This is a genomic window from Ensifer sp. Root127 (assembly GCF_001425225.1).
Lineage (GTDB): Bacteria > Pseudomonadota > Alphaproteobacteria > Rhizobiales > Rhizobiaceae > Ensifer > Ensifer canadensis.
On sequence record NZ_LMDX01000001.1, the window covers coordinates 1,127,155 to 1,146,116 of the forward strand.

Sequence of the window (18,962 nt, forward strand, 5' to 3'; positions counted from 1 at the left end):
CCTGCATCACCCACAGAACGAGAATGGTCGGGGCCGCAAAGGCGTCCGCGGGGAGGAAGCAGTGAGCCAGAACGTTTCGCCACAGGGAGCAAAGCCGCTCGACCTCATCACCATAGGCCGGGCATCGGTCGACCTCTATGGCCAGCAGATCGGCACCCGGCTTGAGGACGTTGCGAGCTTTGCCAAATCGGTCGGCGGCTGCCCCTGCAACATCTCCGTCGGCACCGCGCGGCTCGGGTTGAAGTCGGCGCTTTTGACCCGCGTCGGCGACGAGCAGATGGGCCGTTTCATTCGTGAGCAGCTGACCCGCGAAGGCGTCGAGACCCGCGGCATGGTAACCGACCCGGAGCGCCTGACGGCGCTCGCCATCCTCGCCGTCGAGAACGACAAGTCCTTTCCGCTGCTGTTCTACCGCGACAACTGCGCCGACAATGCGCTGTGCGAAGACGACGTTTCTGAAGACTTCATTCGTTCGGCGCGGGCCATCCTGGTTTCCGGCACGCACTTTTCCAAGCCCAACACCGATGCGGCGCAGCGCAAGGCGATGCGTATCGCCAAGGAAAACGGCGCGAAGATCGTCTTCGACATCGACTACCGCCCGAACCTCTGGGGCCTTGCCGGCCATGATGCCGGCGAAAGCCGCTACATCGCCTCCGACCGCGTCTCGGCCCATCTGAAGACAGTTCTCGCCGACTGCGACCTGATCGTCGGCACCGAGGAAGAAGTGTTGATCGCGTCGGGCGAAAGCGACCTGCTGCAAGCGCTGAAGACGATCCGGGCGCTGTCCACGGCGACGATCGTCCTGAAGCGCGGCCCGATGGGCTGTATCGTCTATGACGGTCCGATTTCCGATAACCTCGAAGACGGCATCGTCGGCAAGGGTTTCCCGATCGAAGTCTACAATGTGCTCGGCGCCGGAGACGCCTTCATGTCCGGCTTCCTGCGCGGCTGGCTGAAGAACGAACCGCATGCGACCTCCGCGACCTGGGCCAACGCCTGCGGCGCCTTTGCCGTCTCCCGCCTGCTCTGCGCGCCTGAGATCCCGACCTGGACCGAGCTGCAGTTCTTCCTGGAGAAGGGCAGCAAGGAACGGGCGCTGCGCAAGGACGAGGCGATCAATCACGTGCATTGGGCGACCACGCGCCGCCGCGAAATCCCGCTGTTGATGGCGCTGGCGATCGACCATCGCAGCCAGCTGGAAGATGTGGCCGCCGGCAACCCGGAGCTACTTGCCCGCATCCCGGCCTTCAAGGTTCTGGCAGTCAAGGCGGCGGCACAGGTGGCGGCCGGCCGTTCCGGCTTCGGCATGTTGATCGACGACAAATACGGCCGCGACGCGCTTTATGCTGCCGGCGCCCACCGCGACTTCTGGATCGGCAAGCCGATCGAGCTTCCGGGCTCGCGGCCGCTGCAGTTCGAATTCAGCCAGGACCTCGGCAGCCGCCTGATCGACTGGCCGGTCGACCACTGCATCAAGGTGCTGTCCTTCTACCATCCGGACGACCCGGCCGAGATGAAAGCGACGCAGGTGGCCAAGCTGCGCTCGGCCTTCGAGGCGGCTCGCAAGGTCGGCCGCGAAATCCTGATCGAGATCATCGCCGGCAAACACGGCAAGCTCGACGACCAGACCATTCCGCGCGCGCTCAACGAGCTTTACGATGCCGGCCTCAAGCCCGACTGGTGGAAGCTCGAGCCGCAGGCAAGCCGCAGCGCCTGGGCAGCGATCGATGCGGTCATCGAAAAGCGCGATCCGCTCTGCCGCGGCGTCGTGCTGCTCGGCCTCGAAGCCCCCTACGAGGCGCTGAAGGACGGCTTTGCCGCGGCCCGCACATCGAAGACGGTCAAGGGTTTTGCCGTCGGCCGCACCATCTTTGCCGATGCCAGCAAGGCCTGGCTCGGCGGCACCATGACCGACGAGCAGGCGATCGCCGACATGGCCGGAAAATTCAAGGCGCTGGTGGATCTCTGGCTGCAACTGGGTGAAACAAAGGCGGCGTAGGATCGGCGGAGTCCTTAACTCGATTCCGATCTGAGAAATTATACAGTCGGCGAAACGGGACGATTTCGCCACGAGGAGGAAACAGAGTATGAGCCAGAAGACCGTGCGCCTGACCATGGCACAGGCCGTGGCGCGGTTCCTGACCCGCCAGATGACCGTCATCGACGGCAACAAGGTACCGATCTTCGGCGGCGTCTTCGCCATCTTCGGCCATGGCAACGTCGCCGGCGTCGGCGAGGCGCTGCACGGCATCAAGGATACGCTGCCCACCTACCGCGCCCAGAACGAGCAGGGCATGGCCAATGCCGCGATCGCCTTTGCCAAGGCGAGCTTCCGCCGCCGCTTCATGGCCTGCACCACCTCGATCGGCCCCGGGGCGCTGAACATGGTGACGTCGGCAGCCCTTGCCCACGTCAACCGCCTGCCCGTTCTTTTCCTGCCCGGCGATGTCTTCGCCAATCGAAGGCCCGATCCGGTGCTGCAGCAGGTGGAAGGTTTTGCCGACGGCACGATCTCGGCCAACGACTGCTTCCGTCCGGTTTCGCGCTATTTCGACCGCATCACCCGGCCGGAGCAGATCATCCCGGCGCTGCGTCGCGCCATGCAGGTTTTGACGGATCCGGCCGATTGCGGCCCGGTCACGCTCTCGCTTTGCCAGGACGTGCAGGCGGAAGCCTATGACTATCCGGAAGCCTTCTTCGACGAGAAGGTCTGGTCTTCGCGCCGCATCGAGCCCGATGCCGATGAGCTCGCCTCTGCTATTGCTGCGCTGAAGGCAGCCGAGAAGCCGGTGATCGTCGCCGGCGGCGGCGTGCTCTATTCGGAAGCCAGCAAGGCGCTGGCCGCCTTCGCGGAAAAGCATGGCATTCCGGTTGTCGAGACCCAGGCCGGCAAGTCCTCCCTGCCGCACAGCCATCCGCTCAACATGGGTTCGGTCGGCGTCACCGGCACGTCAGCCTCCAACCAGCTGGCGGAAGCGGCCGACGTCGTGCTCGCCGTCGGCTCGCGGCTGCAGGACTTCACCACCGGCTCCTGGTCGCTGTTCAAGAACGAAGGGCTGAAGATCGTCGGCCTCAATGTCCAGCCGTTCGATGCGGCCAAGCATGAGGGGCTGCCGCTGGTCGCCGATGCGCGCATCGGCCTCGAACGCATTTCCGCCGGGCTCGGCAATCACAAGGCCGACACCGCCTGGACCGACAAGGCCAAGGCCGGCAAGGCCGAGTGGCTGAAGGCCGCCGACAAGGCGACGGCAACCACGAATGCGGCGCTGCCTTCGGACGCACAGGTCATCGGTGCGGTCCAGCGTGCACGCGGCGGAGCGGAGACGGTCCTCGTCTGTGCGGCAGGCGGGCTGCCCGGCGAGTTGCACAAGCTCTGGCAGGCGGAAACGCCCGGCGGCTACCACATGGAATACGGCTTCTCGACCATGGGCTATGAAGTCGCAGGCGGCCTCGGCGCCAAGCTCGCCCGCCCCGACAGCGACGTCATCGTCATGGTCGGCGACGGCAGCTACATGATGCTGAATTCAGAGATCGCCTCGTCGATCATGCTCGGCGCCAAGATCACCATCGTGCTGCTCGACAATGCCGGCTACGGCTGCATCAACCGGCTGCAGATGGCAACCGGCGGTGCCAACTTCAACAACCTCTTGCGCGACACGCACCATGTCGAGCTGCCGGTGATCGATTTCGCTGCGCACGCCGCGGCGATGGGCGCGCTCACCCGCAAGGTCGGCTCGATTTCCGAACTGGAATCGGCGCTGAAGGAAACGGCAGGCGAAGCCCGCACGACCGTGATCGTCATCGACACCGATCCGCTGATCACCACCGACGAAGGCGGCCATTGGTGGGATGTCGCAGTCCCCGAGGTTTCCAACCGTACGGAAGTCAACGAGGCCCGCAAGGGCTACGAGAAGGCGCTGACCTCCCAGCGCTTTGGCTGAGATTGCCCTTTCGGCGCCCGCGTTGTCCACGTGGGCGCCGTTGCGCATTTATGCCCCTCACCCTAACCGTCTCCCCGCCTGCGGGGAGAGGGAACTTCGGAGAGCGCGGCATATCCCTTCTCCCTGCAAGCGGGGAGAAGGTGGCGGCAGCCGGATGAGGAGCCATCGTCGCCCTCCCCTGCCGTACGAGTGAGACACAACAAACCTTCCGCCCCAAGCGGATGACGCAAGAGAAAGTGAAAGACATGATCCGCTACGGAACCAATCCGATCGCCTGGAGCAACGACGACGATCATTCGATCGGCGCGCATCTGACGCTCGAGGATTGCCTCTCCGATTGCCAGAAGATCGGCTTCGACGGCATCGAGAAGGGCCACAAGATGCCTTCCGATCCGGAAGCACTGAAGGCAAAGCTCGCCTCCTACGACCTCGTCTTCGTCTCCGGCTGGCACTCGACCAACCTGCTCACCCATGACGTCGAGACAGAGAAGAAGGCGATCCAGCCGCATCTCGACCTCCTGAAGCACAATGGCTGCAAGGTGGCGATCGTCTGCGAGACCTCGAACGCCATTCACGGCGATGACACCAAGTCGGTCGCCAACGACAAGCCGGTGCTGCCGGCAGACCAGTGGAAGAAATTCGGTGCAGACCTCGAAGCGATCGCGCAATATTGCGCCGACCAGGGCGTCGATCTCGTCTACCATCACCACATGGGCACGATCGTCCAGACCGGCGAGGAAATCGACCTGTTGATGCAGAACACCGGTCCGGCAACCAAGCTTTTGCTCGACACCGGCCATGCCTGGTTCGGCGGCTCCGACCCGGCCGAGGTTGCGAAAAAATGCATGCACCGCGTCCGCCATATCCATTGCAAGAACGTGCGCACTGCCGTGCGCAAGGTCGTCGAAGGCGAAGGCCTCTCCTTCCTCGAAGGCGTGCGCCGCGGCGTCTTCACCGTTCCGGGCGACAGCGAAGGCGGCGTCGATTTCCTCCCCGTCCTGAAAATCGCCGCCGAACACAATTACGATGGCTGGCTGGTGATCGAAGCCGAGCAGGATTCCGCCGTGCGCAATCCCTTCGAGTATCAGTCGCTCGGACTGAAATCGCTGAAGGCGTTTGCCAAGGAAGCCGGGCTCGATCGGGCTTAGCAGCCCCTCATCCGGCTGCCAGGTTCGAGGGGAACGCCCCTCATCCGGCTGCCGCCACCTTCTCCCGCTCGCGCGGAGAAGGGAAATGCCGCTAGCTCCGCGCCCCCCCTCGCAGCGTAAGGCGAAGAAGATCAGGCGCACTCCAGAATCCCCTCTCCCCGCTTGCGGGGAGAGGGCTAGGGTGAGGGGCAGGCCAAGAATGCCGCCGCCAAGTAAGAAGTCAGGAGACCCCCAAATGTCCAAACTGCTCGTCAAACCGAAGGCCAAGTCCGGCCTGATGCAGAACGTCACACCCGAAAGCGCCGGCTGGACCTATGTCGGTTTCGCGCTCAATCGGCTGAAGCCGGGCGAGACGACGCAGGGCGAGGCGGGCGACAAGGAAATTTGCCTTGTGCTGGTTTCGGGCAAGGCGAAGGTTTCGGTCGATGGCGAGGATTTCGGCGAGCTCGGTGAGCGCATGACGCCGTTCGAGGGGCAGCCCTATGCCGTCTACGTGCCGAAGGGCAGCCGCTGGCAAGTGGCGGCGACGACCGATCTCGATCTTGCGATCTGCTCGGCCCCGGGCGGCGAGGGTTTCAAGGCCAAGGTGATCAAGCCGGGAACACACCCGCAGCTGACCCGCGGCAAGGGCACCAACACCCGCTATGTCACCAACATCATGCCCGAGGACGACAGCTCCGCCCAGTCGCTGCTGGTGGTCGAAGTGATCACGCCGGGCGGACACACCTCTTCCTACCCGCCGCACAAGCACGACCAGGACGATCTGCCCGCCGAGAGCTACCTGGAAGAAACCTATTATCACCGCCTGAACCCGCCGCAGGGATTTGCCGTGCAGCGCGTCTATACCGACGATCGCTCGCTGGACGAGACCATGGCGGTGGAAGACGGGGACGTGACGCTGGTGCCGAGGGGATATCACCCCGTTGCGGCCGTGCACGGCTACGACGTCTATTATCTCAACGTCATGGCCGGGCCGAAGCGGGTCTGGAAGTTCCACAACGCCCGCGAACACGAGTGGCTGTTTACCGGCGTTTAGGAGCGACGTGGCGCACCTACCGATCAGGACCTTAGGTGTGCGCCGATCCGTACGGCACCGTGCCGTACCGTTGCACTGGGATGGACGGAAGCGGGCCGCCCCAGAGCCGTTAGTGCGAAGCGGCTTTCCTTCAGGAAATGCGAAAAATGGAGCGTTTCCGTGACTCCGTTTAGGACGGAAACGCTCTAGGTTATGGTCTTTCAGGGAGGCTTTGCCATGCGGATCGACGGACAATGCCATTGCGGCTTCGTGACCTATGAGGCGGAGATCGATCCGGACGATGTCGCGATCTGCCACTGCACCGATTGCCAGCAACTGACGGGAACGGCCTACCGGGTGTCGGCCGGCACGGCCCGCGAGAATTTCCGACTGACCGGGGGCGAACCAAAGCTCTACGTCAAGACCGCAGAGAACGGCCGCAAGCGGCTGCAGTTCTTCTGCCCGAACTGCGGTTCGCCGGTTTACACCACCGGCACGGACGAGGACGCCGAAGAGGTCGGCATTCGCCTCGGGACGATCAACCAGCGCCGTGAGCTCACCCCGAAATCACAGATCTGGCGCTCGTCCGCCCTGCCCTGGATCAACGACGTCGGTGCACTGCCCGGTCACGACAGGGATTAATCCCGGTCATGCCTCGGCCGTCATCCTTATTTTCAAGTGTGCCCAGGCTTGGCCGATCACCTCGGGTGCCGGGGTTCCGGTCATCTGCGACGGACGCGCGTCCGGGTTGGCCGCGAGGTAGGCTTTGACGAGATGATAGCCGATCGAATAACCGGCCCAGCGGGGAAGCGGGTTGCCATGGCTGCTCCAGCCGAAGAACCAGGCGCTGTGGTTGTAGGCGTCGGCCCAGAGCTCCAGCTCGGCCTGCTCGATAACCCCCAACCAGTCTTCGGCAGGGATAGCGTGGTTCCAGCGATTGCCATCGCCACCGTTGATCTCGGCGTCGAAAGCGTCCGCCAGGCCCTCGGTGACCAAGACTTCTCCCAGCCTGAAACCATAACCGCACATCGCGTGGCGGAAGGAATGGTGAAGTTCGTGCGTGAGCGTCTTTCGCAGCTCGCCATTGGCGAGACTGGCGGCGAAGTTGGGATTGTCCGGATCGAGCGTGACCGTCACGAGCCCGCGGCGGTAGCAGGCACCCGACAACCCAAGCTCCGGAATCGTCTCGCCCGGCCGGCGCTCGACGATGACATCGACGGGCGCAGCCCTGTCGGCCGCGGAAACGCGGCCGCCGACACGCTCTGCCGTCACTTGCACGTCTGCGAGGATCTGCTCGCGCCATTGTGCAAGGGCTCCATCGGCTTCGAGGAAGTGAACGCGCAGGTCCAGCATTCGGCACATCTCCGGTCGTCATCGTCATTCGACGGCGGAATTTAAGCATGCGGCCGTCGATTGCAACGCCGGAAGGACAAAAGCATCAGCCCATGCCTGCGCCCATTGTCGCGCCGACCTTGCGGCCGTCGCAGCGGTTACAGTCGATCGCCATGGCCGGAAAGGCGCGGCCGGTGTAAGAAAGAACTGAAACATCCGACGGGCCGCCAGTGCCCGACCAGGCGAGGCGATGGCAAAGGGCCGATTCACGATATTCCCCGGCCGCATTGGCGGCATCGAGGCCGTCGAGGCGGCGTCGGGGCACGTGTTTGCCCGCCACACGCATGAGCAATTCGGCATCGGCCTCATCCACCAGGGCGCCCAGAAATCGCTGAGCGGTCGCGGCATGGTGGAAGCCGGCGCCGGCGACATGATCACGGTCAACCCCGGCGAGGTCCATGACGGCATGCCGATCGGCGATGCGGGACGGTCCTGGCGGATGCTCTATTTCGAGCCTTCCGCAATCGCCGACGCCATGGAGGACATCAGCCAGGGCAGGACGCGAAGTGCAGAATTCACCGCTCCCGCCTTCCATGATGAGCGAACGTCGAAACACTTCCAGGCTCTTTTTAGCGCGATCACCGCACCCGATGGCGATCGGACGGGGATGCAGGGCGAGGAGCACGTCCTGACGCTGCTGGCCGATGTGATGCGCGTGCGTGAGGGGAAAACGCATGGCGGACATGTGCCGTCGGCGATGCGCAGAGCGCAAAGCCTGATCGACGACGATCCGACCGTCGCCATCACCCTGTCCGACCTTGCGCAGGCAACCGGCCTCAGCCGATTTCAGGTGGTGCGCGGTTTTTCGAAAACCTTCGGGCTCACGCCGCATGCCTATCTCGTGCAACGCCGCATCGATCTGGCGCGGCGGCTGATTGCGCGGGGCGTGCCGCTTGCCGAGGCGGCAGTGGAAGGCGGCTTTGCCGACCAGAGCCACATGACCCGAATCTTCGTGCGCAAGTACGGCATTTCGCCGGGCGCCTATGCCGATGCATTCCATTGACCTGAAGACGCGCTTTGCGTTCTTGTTTTCGCGGATGTCGTCAATGCAGAATCGCTACACAGTTTTGCTCGCCACGCCTTAACGCCTGCAATTCCGTTCAAGACCGAAAGATCCGGATGAGGTTTTCTGCGCGCCAACGCAGGAGTGGCCGCATGACGGAAAAAATTCAGGGATACCTCTACCTCTCGCTGGCGATGATCACGGTCGGCAGCACGGTGATTGCCAGCAAGCTGATCGCTTCCGGCTTACCGCCGTTTAGCGCCACCGCCTTGCGCTTCGCGGTCGCCTTTCCGCTGTTCTTCACCTTGGTGCGACTGACCGGCACGCCTTGGCCAAGGTTGGAGCGGCGCGAGTGGCTGATCCTGCTCTTGCAGGCCGGAGCCGGCAGCGTCGGCTACACGACACTTCTGATTGCCGGGTTGCGCTACAGTTCGGCGACGGATGCCGGCGTCGTTATCGGCACTCTACCGGTCGTCTCTGCCGGAATCGCCATCCTGCTGCTCGGCGAACGGCCCAGCCGCTCGACCCTTGTCGCGATCGGGCTGGCGGCAGCGGGCGTTCTGACCATCGTGCTTCGGCCCGACGATGGTGCACACCATTCGCCGCTCGGCATCACTCTCGTCTTCGGCGCGGTGATCTGCGAAGGGCTGTTCATCCTGATCAACAAACGCATCCGAACGCCGATCGCACCTCTCGCCTTGTCCACCATCATGGCCGGCATGGGCGTTGCCGTCGCCATCGTGCCCGCTCTGTTCGAAGCGCCGTCGCAGCAAGGGGTCACGATGCAGTCGCTGGCAGCCGTGCTTTATTATGCCCTGGTCCCGACCGTTGCCGGCTTCATCCTCTGGTACGCAGGATCCGCCAGGGTGAGCGGAACGGAAGCCTCGGTTTTCACCGCTCTTGCACCCGTCTCCGCCGTGCTGCTGGCCTTCGTCATTCTCGGCGAACCCGTCAGCATCAACCAGCTCGCCGGCATCGGCTGCGTGCTTGTCGCCGTCCTCAGTCTTGCCATGCCGCATTTCCGGCCCAAGACTGCCGGCCAAACGCAGAGCTGACGCCGTCATCATCTCTTCCACTTCGAGGCATCCCATGCATTTCCAGCATTCAGACAGCATCTGGCGTGATTTTCCCGAGCTTGCAGCCGGCGCGCTCCACGTCGAGGGCATTCGCAGCGACGTTTCGGTCGCCGATGCCGTCGAGCGGTTTCAGGCGATCGCCAGGGACGTTCTTGCAACGCGCGCCGAAGGCGAACTTGCGGAAATTCAGGCGTGGCGCCGCACCTTCGCCAGGATGGGACTGAAGCCGACGCAGTATCGCTGCGCGTCCGAAGCCTTGCTGCGCCGGTTCAGGAAGGAGGGCGACCTGCCGTCGATCCATCCGTTGATCGACCTGTGCAACGCCGTGTCGCTGGCCTTTGCCATGCCCATCGCCGTCTTCGACGTTTCCCGCATCTCCGGCAATCTCGAGGTTACCCGCGCGGGCGGAGACGAGGTCTATGCAACCTTCTCCGGTGAAACGGAACACCCTGAACCTGATGAAGTGATCTTTCGCGATGCGGAGGGACGCGCCCATGCGCGCCGATGGACCAACCGGCAAAGCGGCTATTCGGCGATCCACCCGCAGACCACGTCGGCCCTCATCGTCGCGGAGGCGCTGCATGAAACCGCAGCGGCTGACGTGGCCGAACTCGTTGCCGCATTGGAGGAAGCCATCGCCGCCGCCTGGCATGTCCGCCCGACCTCTATGCTGCTCAGCCGAGCGGCGCCGCGGTTTGCCTTTGCCACACATGAGAGTCTTTGACGCAAGGCCACCGGTCATACTATCGCAGCCTCCCGGCAGCCTGCAGCGCCCCACGTCAAAAGGGGCGCGATGCTGCCGTTCTTTAAATTTGCCGCAAAGTTCCGCCTTTAACTCGACCCCGATTTAAGGATCATGCGGCGAGCAAGAGGCGATGATGACTGAAGGTACGCGATCAAAACTCGGTCTGGCGCGGCGAATGCTGTTCGATAATGGCGGGCTCGAAGAGATTTTTCGCCATGTGCGCAACCTGGTGATGGCGACCTTGGTGATCGCCGCCGGCATGCATGCGATCGAGAATGGCCGCAGCCTGGAGATCAAGGGCCTGCCCAACATCGCCGTGGCGGGCTACATCGTCTCCGTCATCGGCACAGTCCTGTTTCTGCTCAACCTGGCGGATGGTCTGCACAGGCTGTCGAAGGTGCGCCGGCACCTGGCGCTGCAGATCCTGCTTTTGGCGATCTACGTCTTCATAACCCTCAGGGTGACGCAGCTGGTGCTGGCGCTGCGCATGTCGGCCTTCTGATCGGCCGATGGTCAGCCGGCGAACGCCGCCGGCTGACAGTGTCATCGTTCACGCCGCCTTCTCACGCCGCTTTGGCGACGTGATATTCCTTGATCGCGACCATCTTGATCGCGGGATAACGTTCAGCCTCATAGCGCAGCGAGAAGCTGTCCTGCGCCAGGAACACCGGGTCGCCGTCGAGGTCGCGGGCGATATCGCCGCGACGGGCAGTGACGAACTTGTCGAGGTCACCAGGCTGATCGGCCGAAATCCAGCGGCAGACGGAGAAGCGCGACATTTCGAAGGAGACAGGCAGGCCGTATTCGGCCTGCAGGCGCTCCTTCAGAACGTCGAGCTGCAGCGCGCCGACGACGCCGACGATCGCCGGTGAGCCGTCTTCCGGCGAGAACAGCTGCACGACGCCCTCCTCCGCCATCTGCTGCAGGGCTTCCTTCAGCTTCTTGGCCTTCATCGCATCCTCAAGTCGCACGCGGCGCAGGATTTCCGGCGAGAAGTTCGGCACGCCCTGGAAAACGAGATGTTCGCCTTCCGTGAGCGTGTCGCCGATGCGCAGGGTTCCGTGGTTCGGAATGCCGACGACATCGCCCGCATAGGCCGTGTCGGCCAGCTGGCGCTGTGAAGCGAAGAAGAACTGCGGGGCGCTCAGACCCAGCTGCTTGCCGGTGCGCGACAGCCGCGCCTTCATGCCGCGCTCCAGCTTGCCGGAGCAGACGCGCGCAAAGGCGATGCGGTCGCGGTGGTTCGGGTCCATGTTCGCCTGAATCTTGAAGACAAAGGCGGTCATCTTGTCGTCGGTCGCATGCACCGTGCGCGTGTCGGCAACCTGGTCGCGCGGCGGCGGGGCGATCTCGCCAAGCGCGTTGATCAGGTCGCGCACACCGTAGTTGCGGAGCGCCGAGCCGAAGAAGACCGGCGTCAGGTGACCTTCAAGGAAGGCTTTCTTGTCGAACGGCTTGCAGGCCTCGATCGCCAGCGACGTCTCTTCGATGAAAGCATCGCGCTCGTTTTCCGGCAGGCGGTGAGCCACCATCTCAGGACCGTTGACCCTGGTCAGCACTTCCTGCGTATCGGCACCGCGCACGGTGTTGTCGGCAAGGTGATAGGAGCCGCAGAAGGTCTTGGAGCGACCGATCGGCCAGGTCACCGGCGCACAATCGAGCGCCAGCTTTTCTTCGACTTCATCGAGGATCTCGAAGGGGTCACGGCTCTCGCGGTCCATCTTGTTGACGAAGGTGATGATCGGGATGTCGCGCATGCGGCAGACTTCGAACAGCTTCAGCGTCCGCGGCTCGATACCCTTTGCCGCGTCGATGACCATGATCGCCGCATCGACCGCCGTCAGCGTGCGGTAGGTGTCGTCGGCGAAGTCTTCGTGACCGGGGGTGTCGAGAATGTTGAAGACATTGCCGCCATATTCGAAGGTCATCACCGAGGTGACGACCGAGATGCCGCGCTCGCGCTCGATCTTCATCCAGTCCGAACGGGTCTGGATGCGATCCTTCTTGGCCTTGACCTCGCCGGCGAGTTGGATGGCGCCGCCGAACAGCAGCAGCTTTTCGGTGAGTGTGGTTTTACCCGCGTCCGGGTGGGCGATGATCGCAAATGTGCGGCGGCGGGAGACCGCCTCGGCGAGACTTTCGGCCATGTCGTAGATTCCTGTGAGTTGCGGCGTCTTTACAGGCTCAGCCCTCATTATGCAATTGACCGGCGCAGTGAGCGCCCGGCTTATGAAACGATGACCATGCACACGCCCCAGACAAAACCCGCCTTGACCTTCATCCGCCTGCCGCATGCCGAGGCGTTGGACCTGCCGGCCTATGAGACCGAGGGTGCTGCCGGCATGGACCTGCGCGCCGCAGTGGCAGTCGGCGAGCCGATGACGCTTGCGCCAGGAAAGCGGGCGCTGGTGCCGACCGGCTTCATCTTCGAGATCCCGGCCGGCTATGAGGCGCAGATCCGTCCGCGCTCGGGCCTTGCCTTCAAGCACGGCATCACCTGCCTCAACACTCCGGGCACGATCGACAGCGATTATCGCGGCGAGGTGAAGGTTCTGCTGGTCAACCTCGGCGACGAGGACTTCGTCATCGAACGCGGCATGCGCATTGCGCAGATGGTGATCGCGCCAGTGACACAGGTGAGCGTTCGGGAAGCCGACAGCGCCAGCGACACGGCACGCGGTGCCGGTGGCTTCGGCTCCACGGGCGTCTAGACCATTTCCAGGAAAAGTGCGAAGCGGTTTTCCGTCCGGAATTGCGTGATCTCGAAACGTTGGATCAGATAAGCGGCGGCAAGCGCCGCTTGACCGGTGTCGACTTGACGATCGACGTATTGGTCTGCGCCTTCTCGGCGATGCGATCGAGCAGCGTGTCCAGTTCCCCCATATCGCGCACGAACAGCTTGGCGATGAAGCAATCGTCGCCGGTGACCTTGTCGCATTCGACGATCTGCGGCGTCTCCTGGATCAATTTCTCGACGATATGCAGCATGCCCGGCATCGGCCGCACGCGGATGATCGCCTGCAGCGGATAACCAAGCTTCACCGGATTGAGGGCGATGGTGAAGCCGTCGAGGACGCCGCGTTCCTCCAGTTTGCGCAAACGTTCGGCGGCACTTGGCGAGGACAGACCCACCTCCTGCGCCAGCTCCTTCAGCGACACGCGCGCATTCGCCGCCAGGATACCCAGAATGCGGCGATCGAGTTCATCGAGCATGGGCAACCTCATAAGCCAAAAGATCGAAACCATCTTAGATGATGAGGTATAATAGCAGAAACACCTGCGATCCTCCATATAAACCTGCGCTCTGGCCGATTAATCTTGGAGCCTCAACCGAGGAGTGATCGCCATGGGCGCAGACATTAAAAGAGGCAGTGCGGAGATGACGGCGGCCATGCTGATATCGGGCACGATCGGCTGGTTCGTGCTGATGTCGGGCCAGCCGGTGACGAGCGTCGTCTTCTGGCGCTGCGTATTCGGCGCGGTGACGCTGGTGGCGATCGCGGCCATGCTCGGCCTGCTCGACCGGCGCCATTTCACCCGGCGGACGGTGCTCCTGTCGATTGCCGGCGGCATCGCCATCGTCGTCAACTGGCTCTTGCTGTTTGCGGCCTATTCGCATGCCTCGATCTCGATCGCGACGATGGTCTACAACACCCAGCCGTTCATGCTTTTGGGGCTCGGAGCCTTGTTCCTCGGCGAAAAGATCACCGCGACCAAGGTGTTCTGGCTTTCGATCTCCTTTGCCGGCATGCTGGCGATCATTTCAGCCAAGCCCGGCGGCGGCTTTGCGCCGGAGGATTACCTGATCGGCATCGCGCTTGCGATCGGTGCCGCCTTCTTCTACGCGATCGCGGCCCTGTTGACGAAGTTGCTCAAGGGAACGCCTCCGCATCTGATCGCGTTGATCCAGGTGGTCACCGGCACGCTGATGCTGGCGCCGATGGCGCTTGCCGCCCCGGCACCTTCCGGCGCCGAACAGTGGTCGATCCTGATTGCCGTCGGCGTCATCCATACCGGCATCATGTATGTGCTGCTTTACGGCGCGATCCAGCGGCTGCCGACGCACATGACCGGGGCGCTATCCTTCATCTACCCGATCGCTGCCATCGTCGTCGATCGGCTGGCTTTCGGCCATGCGCTGCAGCCGATCCAGATCTTCGGTTCGATCGCCATCCTGGTCGCCGCAGCCGGCATGAATCTCGGCTGGAAACTTCGCCTGCCCTCGCCTATCAAGCGGAGACGCGAAGGGAGAACCGCATGATCACCTGCTATCTGAAATACGTTATCGACCCTTACAAGCTGGCCGAGTTCGAGCACTACGCCAAGCTCTGGATACCGCTCGTCAACCGGCTCGGCGGCACCCATCACGGCTATTTCATGCCGCACGAGGGCGCAAACAACATCGCACTGGCGCTCTTCACCTTCCCGAGCCTGGCCGAATATGAAGTCTATCGCGGGAAAATGGCCAAGGACCCGGAATGCCTGGAGGCTTTCGCCTTCGGCGAAAAGACGCGCTGCATCGTCAGCTACGAGCGCAGCTTCATGCGGCCGGTGTTCGAATAGGAAAGACCACGCCGCGTGTCGCCGTAGAGCGGCGCGCGGCAGCGAATTGCCTGAAGCCCGATAGAGGCCGCTTATCTGAAACGCGTCGCGATCTCTACAGCGCCGCGCGTCCTATTAGACGCGCAAAGGTCGCTGTAGCACTTTGAATGGCTGCATGTTTTTATCGCTAAATCGAATAGGATTTAACGAAACATGCAGTAGGATTCGCTGACTGCGCTTAAAGCTTTGGTTTTTGCGCATGTCGTGATCGCAAAGCCGCTGCCCACTTTTGCGCGACATGTGTCAACGGCGCGCTTCGGCGGCCATGCTGAGGGCAAAGCCGAACAGTGCCGTGCCCATCGCCCAGCGCTGCACGACCATGAACAGGGGACGCCCGGCCAGGAAGGCGGCGATAGAACTTGCCGCCAGCGCAATCATCGCGTTGACCGAGACACTGGTGGCGATCTGGATCGAGCCGAAGATCATCGACTGCGCCAGCACATTGCCCGCCTCCGGGCGGATGAACTGCGGCAGGAGCGAGAGATAGAGCACGGCCACCTTCGGGTTGAGCAGGCTCGTCAGGAAGCCCATCAGGAACAGCTTGCGCGGACCGTCCTTCGGCAGGTTCTTGATCTGGAACGGCGAGCGCCCGCCGGGCCTGACCGCCTGCCAGGCGAGATAGACGAGATATCCGGCACCGGCGAGCCGCAGGACATCATAGGCGAAAGGCACGGCCAAGAGCAGCGCGGTGATGCCGAGCGCCGCCGAGACCATATAGACGACGAAACCGAGCGCGACGCCGCCAAGCGAGATCAGGCCGGCCGCCGGCCCCTGGCTGATCGAGCGGGAGATCAGGTAGATCATGTTCGGCCCGGGTGTCAGCACCATGCCGAGAGCAATGAGGGCAAAGCCGATGATGTTTTGGATCTCGGGCATAACGCGCGCCTTTATTGAGTATTTCCCAAAGCTCTACGCATCTCCAAAAACCGGGCAACGCCAGACTTGTCACCCGATCAATTTTGTCGCGAAATTGCCGCTCGCCCGCCGATCCCGATTTCCATTTTCGACGCTCTTTGGTAAAAGCGGCGTCGCCACCCGGGAGGAACGATCATGACGCTTGCAGCCCTGCTTGCCTATAGCGGCGCTCTCTTCATCGCAGCCATCATTCCCGGCCCCGGCGTGACGGCGCTCGTTGCGCGAGCGCTCGGCTCCGGCTTTCGCGAGACCTTCTTCATGGGGCTCGGCCTGATCCTCGGCGACATGGTTTACCTGACCGCCGTGGTGCTCGGCCTGGCGCTGATCGCCCAGACCTTCACGACCGCTTTCCTGATCGTCAAGTTCGCCGGCGTGCTCTACCTCGGCTACATCGCATGGAAGCTTTGGACCGCCGGCCTGTTGCCGCGGGACATCAAGGCGAAGACATCCGCAAGCGTGTCGATGTCGTTCCTTTCGGGCCTATTGGTCACGCTCGGCAACCCGAAGACAATGCTGTTTTATGTGGCGCTGGTGCCGACGCTGATCGACATTGCGGTGATCGGGCCGCGCGAATACGGGCTGCTTTTGATCGCGACGTTCCTCGTGCTGCTGACCGTGCTTCTGCCCTATATCCTGCTTGCCGCACGGGCGCGCACGCTGCTCAAACAGCCCAAGGCATTGCTGGCGCTGAACCGCGTTGCCGCTGGCGTGCTGGCAGGCACCGCCGCCTATATCGCTACCCGCGCCGCCTGAAAAAACATTCCCCGGACTGGGCTTCCGCCGGTGGTTTTTCCTCCGGCTGATCGTCGCGTCGCGAGAACGGGCATGGCCCCTATTGTCACAACCAAATCGTCACACCCAAGGGAGAAACTTAATGTCTGACACGCGCAAGCCCGGCCGCGGCCGCGTCTACTCCTCGATCACGGAAACGATCGGCGACACTCCCATCGTGCGGCTCGACAAGCTTGCCAAGGAAAAGGGCGTGAAGGCCAACCTTCTCGCCAAGCTCGAATTCTTCAACCCGATCGCTTCGGTCAAGGACCGCATCGGCGTTGCCATGATCGAGAGCCTGGAAGCGCAGGGCAAGATCGTTCCCGGCCGCACGACACTGGTCGAGCCGACCTCGGGCAACACCGGCATTGCGCTCGCCTTCGTCGCCGCCGCCAAGGGCTACAAGCTGATCCTCACCATGCCGGAAACCATGTCGGTCGAGCGCCGCAAGATGCTGGCGCTGTTCGGCGCCGAGCTGGTACTGACCGAGGGCGCCAAGGGCATGAAGGGCGCGATCGCCAAGGCGCAGGAGCTGGTCGAGACCTTGCCGTATGCCATCATCCCGCAGCAGTTCGAAAACCCGGCCAACCCGGAAATCCACCGCAAGACGACGGCCGAGGAGATCTGGAACGACACCGACGGCAGCGTCGACATCCTCGTCTCGGGCATCGGCACCGGCGGCACAATCACTGGCGCCGGCCAAGTGTTGAAGGCACGCAAGCCGTCGATCAAGGTGATCGCCGTCGAGCCAGAGGAATCGCCCGTGCTTTCGGGCGGAAACCCTGGCCCACACAAGATCCAGGGCATCGGCGCCGGCTTCGCGCCCGCGATCCTCGACACCAGCGTCTATGACGAAGTCGTCACCGTCAACAGCGGCGAAGCCGTCGAGATCGCCCGGCTCGTTGCCCGGCTCGAAGGCGTGCCGGTCGGCATCTCCTCGGGTGCGGCCCTCACCGCCGCCATCGAGATCGGCCAGCGCCCGGAAAACGCCGGCAAGAACATCGTCGTCATCATCCCATCCTTTGCCGAGCGGTACCTTTCGACGGTTCTGTTCGAAGGCCTGGGCGCGTAAGCCGATCATTGCAAAGTGCAAACGAAAGGGCGCTTCGGGCGCCCTTTTTTGTTGCCCACTGCTGGACTGCGGGCGTCACCGCCGGCCCCGCGTGCGCCAAACCGGACCTTCAAACCACGTCGCTGGCCTGAAACACCGGCATCCGTTCTCTTCATTGAGAATGTTCCGGTTTAAACGGAGGCGCAAAAGCGCTCTATCTTCTTGTTTTTACGAATTCTGACGAGATTCCGCTTCGTACTTTTTCTCGAAGCGCTCGAAAGCGCTTCACGATCTCCAGGATTCGCTTGCTGCCCTTTCAGCTCTTGTTTTTTGCGCATGTCGTGATCGCGAACCCGCTGAACACTTTGCGCGACATGCTTTTCGCGCCGCGATCTTTCAGATTCGCTTTCTGCGCTTTAAGCTCTTGTTTTTGCGCATGTCGTTATCGCAAAACCGCTGCACACTTTTGCGCGACATGCTTTAGGAAGCTATGCTCTGGGGTTTCGCTCGGTGAAACCAGCAAGATTGGCAAGCGTCGATGAAAGACCCGCCTCGTGATCCTCCCGCGATATGCCTTCAGGAACATTCGCGCAGGTTACACGCACCCGGGTGCCACCGGATATCGTCTCCGGTGCCCAGGTGATCGTCATGATCCCGGCAAATGCCGGATCTTCGGATTCGAACTCCACCTGCTGCACGACGCGTTCATTCGGGCGCAACTCGACGAAGCGCCCCTCGACAATATCGGTCTCATCCGACGTCTTGCCGCGATTGCCATGTTCGGATTTATCGTAGACGAGCGCCATGCGATAGCGACCGCCCTCTTTCGCCTCAAATGCATGGACATGGCCCGTCATCCCCTCCGGGGGCAGCCATCGCGTCACGGCTTTCGGATCAAGCAGTGCCAGATAAACCACCTGCGCGGACGCCACGATCACACGTTCGGCGCTATCCGTTCGTCTGAGCGAACCGTTCGTCATGACAAACCTCCCAAATTGAGCAGTGCGGCAAGTATCCGGTGCCGTCATCAAGATAGGGCACTCGACCGTTTCCGCCTATTGCCGACGGCAAGCGCGGAAGAAGCGTTGCAATGACCACTCGAGAGAACCTGCAACGAAGGACGACCATCGCCGCAGAGCGCCGCGACTCCGCCAGTCAGACATGGCGCCCAGTGGACGCGGCAAGGCTCCAAACTTGCCCCGTTAGTTTCCAACTTGGGTCGATGCGCATGTCAGGAATTGTGCGGCAGCATACAAAAGCAAAGTCGCCGACTTCCGAAACCGCAATTGCAGGTAACGCGGAC

The 18,962-nt window shown here is 62.7% G+C and carries 19 protein-coding genes; 14 read left to right on the forward strand and 5 right to left on the reverse strand.

Going from position 1 to position 18,962, the window contains the following annotated elements; genetic code table 11:
- Nucleotides 1–61 precede the first annotated feature (61 nt).
- The 5 genes from iolC (at nt 62) to ASD03_RS05320 (ending at nt 6,746) form a co-directional block, all read left to right on the forward strand.
- Nucleotides 62–1,999, forward strand: coding sequence for a 5-dehydro-2-deoxygluconokinase (gene iolC, locus ASD03_RS05300; protein WP_025425643.1), 1,938 nt, complete (start codon nt 62–64; stop codon nt 1,997–1,999).
- A gap of 88 nt (nt 2,000–2,087) precedes the next feature.
- Nucleotides 2,088–3,941 (forward strand): 3D-(3,5/4)-trihydroxycyclohexane-1,2-dione acylhydrolase (decyclizing), encoded by a 1,854-nt coding sequence (gene iolD, locus ASD03_RS05305; RefSeq protein WP_025425642.1) that lies wholly within the window; start codon nt 2,088–2,090, stop codon nt 3,939–3,941.
- A 245-nt stretch (nt 3,942–4,186) separates the two neighbouring features.
- Entirely contained in the window at nt 4,187–5,089 is a 903-nt protein-coding gene (iolE, locus tag ASD03_RS05310) for a myo-inosose-2 dehydratase (RefSeq protein ID WP_025425641.1), read from the forward strand.
- 235 nt (nt 5,090–5,324) lie between these two features.
- Nucleotides 5,325–6,125 carry a 5-deoxy-glucuronate isomerase gene (gene iolB / locus ASD03_RS05315; RefSeq protein WP_025425640.1) on the forward strand — a complete coding sequence of 267 codons (801 nt, stop codon included), beginning with the start codon at nt 5,325–5,327 and terminating at the stop codon, nt 6,123–6,125.
- Nucleotides 6,126–6,341: 216 nt separating this feature from the next.
- Nucleotides 6,342–6,746 (forward strand): GFA family protein, encoded by a 405-nt coding sequence (locus ASD03_RS05320; protein WP_025425639.1) that lies wholly within the window; start codon nt 6,342–6,344, stop codon nt 6,744–6,746.
- A 6-nt stretch (nt 6,747–6,752) separates the two neighbouring features.
- Here the strand turns inward: ASD03_RS05320 and ASD03_RS05325 are convergent, their stop codons facing one another.
- Entirely contained in the window at nt 6,753–7,457 is a 705-nt protein-coding gene (locus ASD03_RS05325) for a DUF2268 domain-containing putative Zn-dependent protease (RefSeq protein ID WP_025425638.1), read from the reverse strand.
- A 229-nt stretch (nt 7,458–7,686) separates the two neighbouring features.
- Here ASD03_RS05325 and ASD03_RS05330 point away from each other — a divergent pair, with 229 nt between their 5' ends.
- From ASD03_RS05330 to ASD03_RS05345, 4 genes are all read left to right on the forward strand, one after another.
- On the forward strand, nt 7,687–8,499 hold the full coding sequence (locus tag ASD03_RS05330) for an AraC family transcriptional regulator (RefSeq protein ID WP_025425637.1): 813 nt from the start codon (nt 7,687–7,689) through the stop codon (nt 8,497–8,499).
- A 152-nt stretch (nt 8,500–8,651) separates the two neighbouring features.
- The gene (locus tag ASD03_RS05335) at nt 8,652–9,554 is read left to right on the forward strand and encodes a DMT family transporter (RefSeq protein WP_025425636.1); all 903 of its coding nucleotides are present in this window, start codon (nt 8,652–8,654) and stop codon (nt 9,552–9,554) included.
- A gap of 34 nt (nt 9,555–9,588) precedes the next feature.
- Entirely contained in the window at nt 9,589–10,299 is a 711-nt protein-coding gene (locus tag ASD03_RS05340) for a phenylalanine--tRNA ligase beta subunit-related protein (RefSeq protein ID WP_025425635.1), read from the forward strand.
- A 154-nt stretch (nt 10,300–10,453) separates the two neighbouring features.
- Nucleotides 10,454–10,822: a hypothetical protein gene (locus ASD03_RS05345; RefSeq protein ID WP_225906196.1), complete on the forward strand. Its 369-nt coding sequence runs from the start codon at nt 10,454–10,456 to the stop codon at nt 10,820–10,822.
- A gap of 61 nt (nt 10,823–10,883) precedes the next feature.
- On the opposite strand, the gene ASD03_RS05350 is transcribed toward ASD03_RS05345, so the two are convergent.
- A complete protein-coding gene (locus ASD03_RS05350) occupies nt 10,884–12,467 on the reverse strand; it encodes a peptide chain release factor 3 (RefSeq protein ID WP_025425633.1) in 1,584 nt (527 codons plus the stop codon).
- Between the two features lie 90 nt (nt 12,468–12,557).
- Here ASD03_RS05350 and dut point away from each other — a divergent pair, with 90 nt between their 5' ends.
- Nucleotides 12,558–13,031, forward strand: coding sequence for a dUTP diphosphatase (dut, locus tag ASD03_RS05355; RefSeq protein WP_025425632.1), 474 nt, complete (start codon nt 12,558–12,560; stop codon nt 13,029–13,031).
- A 64-nt stretch (nt 13,032–13,095) separates the two neighbouring features.
- On the opposite strand, the gene ASD03_RS05360 is transcribed toward dut, so the two are convergent.
- Nucleotides 13,096–13,533, reverse strand: a complete 438-nt coding sequence (locus tag ASD03_RS05360) for an Lrp/AsnC family transcriptional regulator (RefSeq protein WP_025425631.1) — start codon at nt 13,531–13,533, stop codon at nt 13,096–13,098.
- Between the two features lie 133 nt (nt 13,534–13,666).
- On the opposite strand from ASD03_RS05360, the gene ASD03_RS05365 reads away from it, so the two are divergent.
- Complete coding sequence (locus ASD03_RS05365; RefSeq protein ID WP_025425630.1) at nt 13,667–14,581, forward strand: DMT family transporter; 915 nt, start codon at nt 13,667–13,669, stop codon at nt 14,579–14,581.
- Nucleotides 14,578–14,883 (forward strand): NIPSNAP family protein, encoded by a 306-nt coding sequence (locus tag ASD03_RS05370; protein WP_025425629.1) that lies wholly within the window; start codon nt 14,578–14,580, stop codon nt 14,881–14,883. Before ASD03_RS05365 ends, ASD03_RS05370 begins: the two co-directional genes overlap by 4 nt.
- Before the next feature lie 282 nt (nt 14,884–15,165).
- On the opposite strand, the gene ASD03_RS05375 is transcribed toward ASD03_RS05370, so the two are convergent.
- Complete coding sequence (locus tag ASD03_RS05375) at nt 15,166–15,798, reverse strand: LysE family translocator (protein WP_025425628.1); 633 nt, start codon at nt 15,796–15,798, stop codon at nt 15,166–15,168.
- Nucleotides 15,799–15,972: 174 nt separating this feature from the next.
- Between ASD03_RS05375 and ASD03_RS05380 the strand changes: the two genes are divergently transcribed.
- Both ASD03_RS05380 and cysK read left to right on the forward strand, forming a co-directional pair.
- Nucleotides 15,973–16,590 (forward strand): LysE family translocator, encoded by a 618-nt coding sequence (locus ASD03_RS05380; protein WP_025425627.1) that lies wholly within the window; start codon nt 15,973–15,975, stop codon nt 16,588–16,590.
- 121 nt (nt 16,591–16,711) lie between these two features.
- Entirely contained in the window at nt 16,712–17,680 is a 969-nt protein-coding gene (gene cysK / locus ASD03_RS05385; RefSeq protein ID WP_025425626.1) for a cysteine synthase A, read from the forward strand.
- 467 nt (nt 17,681–18,147) lie between these two features.
- Here cysK and ASD03_RS05390 read toward each other — a convergent pair whose 3' ends face one another.
- Nucleotides 18,148–18,639 (reverse strand): SRPBCC domain-containing protein, encoded by a 492-nt coding sequence (locus ASD03_RS05390; RefSeq protein ID WP_025425625.1) that lies wholly within the window; start codon nt 18,637–18,639, stop codon nt 18,148–18,150.
- Nucleotides 18,640–18,962 lie beyond the last annotated feature (323 nt).

Coding starts and splice junctions, on each gene's coding strand:
- ASD03_RS05340 (WP_025425635.1), top strand. CDS start 9,589: ATGCATTTCCAGCATTCAGACAGCATCTGGCGTGATTTTCCCGAGCTT.
- ASD03_RS05390 (WP_025425625.1), bottom strand. CDS start 18,639: ATGACGAACGGTTCGCTCAGACGAACGGATAGCGCCGAACGTGTGATC.
- ASD03_RS05370 (WP_025425629.1), top strand. CDS start 14,578: ATGATCACCTGCTATCTGAAATACGTTATCGACCCTTACAAGCTGGCC.
- ASD03_RS05350 (WP_025425633.1), bottom strand. CDS start 12,467: ATGGCCGAAAGTCTCGCCGAGGCGGTCTCCCGCCGCCGCACATTTGCG.
- iolD (WP_025425642.1), top strand. CDS start 2,088: ATGAGCCAGAAGACCGTGCGCCTGACCATGGCACAGGCCGTGGCGCGG.
- ASD03_RS05325 (WP_025425638.1), bottom strand. CDS start 7,457: ATGCTGGACCTGCGCGTTCACTTCCTCGAAGCCGATGGAGCCCTTGCA.
- dut (WP_025425632.1), top strand. CDS start 12,558: ATGACCATGCACACGCCCCAGACAAAACCCGCCTTGACCTTCATCCGC.
- ASD03_RS05360 (WP_025425631.1), bottom strand. CDS start 13,533: ATGCTCGATGAACTCGATCGCCGCATTCTGGGTATCCTGGCGGCGAAT.
- ASD03_RS05380 (WP_025425627.1), top strand. CDS start 15,973: ATGACGCTTGCAGCCCTGCTTGCCTATAGCGGCGCTCTCTTCATCGCA.
- ASD03_RS05330 (WP_025425637.1), top strand. CDS start 7,687: ATGGCAAAGGGCCGATTCACGATATTCCCCGGCCGCATTGGCGGCATC.
- cysK (WP_025425626.1), top strand. CDS start 16,712: ATGTCTGACACGCGCAAGCCCGGCCGCGGCCGCGTCTACTCCTCGATC.
- ASD03_RS05375 (WP_025425628.1), bottom strand. CDS start 15,798: ATGCCCGAGATCCAAAACATCATCGGCTTTGCCCTCATTGCTCTCGGC.
- ASD03_RS05345 (WP_225906196.1), top strand. CDS start 10,454: ATGACTGAAGGTACGCGATCAAAACTCGGTCTGGCGCGGCGAATGCTG.
- ASD03_RS05335 (WP_025425636.1), top strand. CDS start 8,652: ATGACGGAAAAAATTCAGGGATACCTCTACCTCTCGCTGGCGATGATC.
- iolB (WP_025425640.1), top strand. CDS start 5,325: ATGTCCAAACTGCTCGTCAAACCGAAGGCCAAGTCCGGCCTGATGCAG.
- ASD03_RS05320 (WP_025425639.1), top strand. CDS start 6,342: ATGCGGATCGACGGACAATGCCATTGCGGCTTCGTGACCTATGAGGCG.
- iolE (WP_025425641.1), top strand. CDS start 4,187: ATGATCCGCTACGGAACCAATCCGATCGCCTGGAGCAACGACGACGAT.
- ASD03_RS05365 (WP_025425630.1), top strand. CDS start 13,667: ATGGGCGCAGACATTAAAAGAGGCAGTGCGGAGATGACGGCGGCCATG.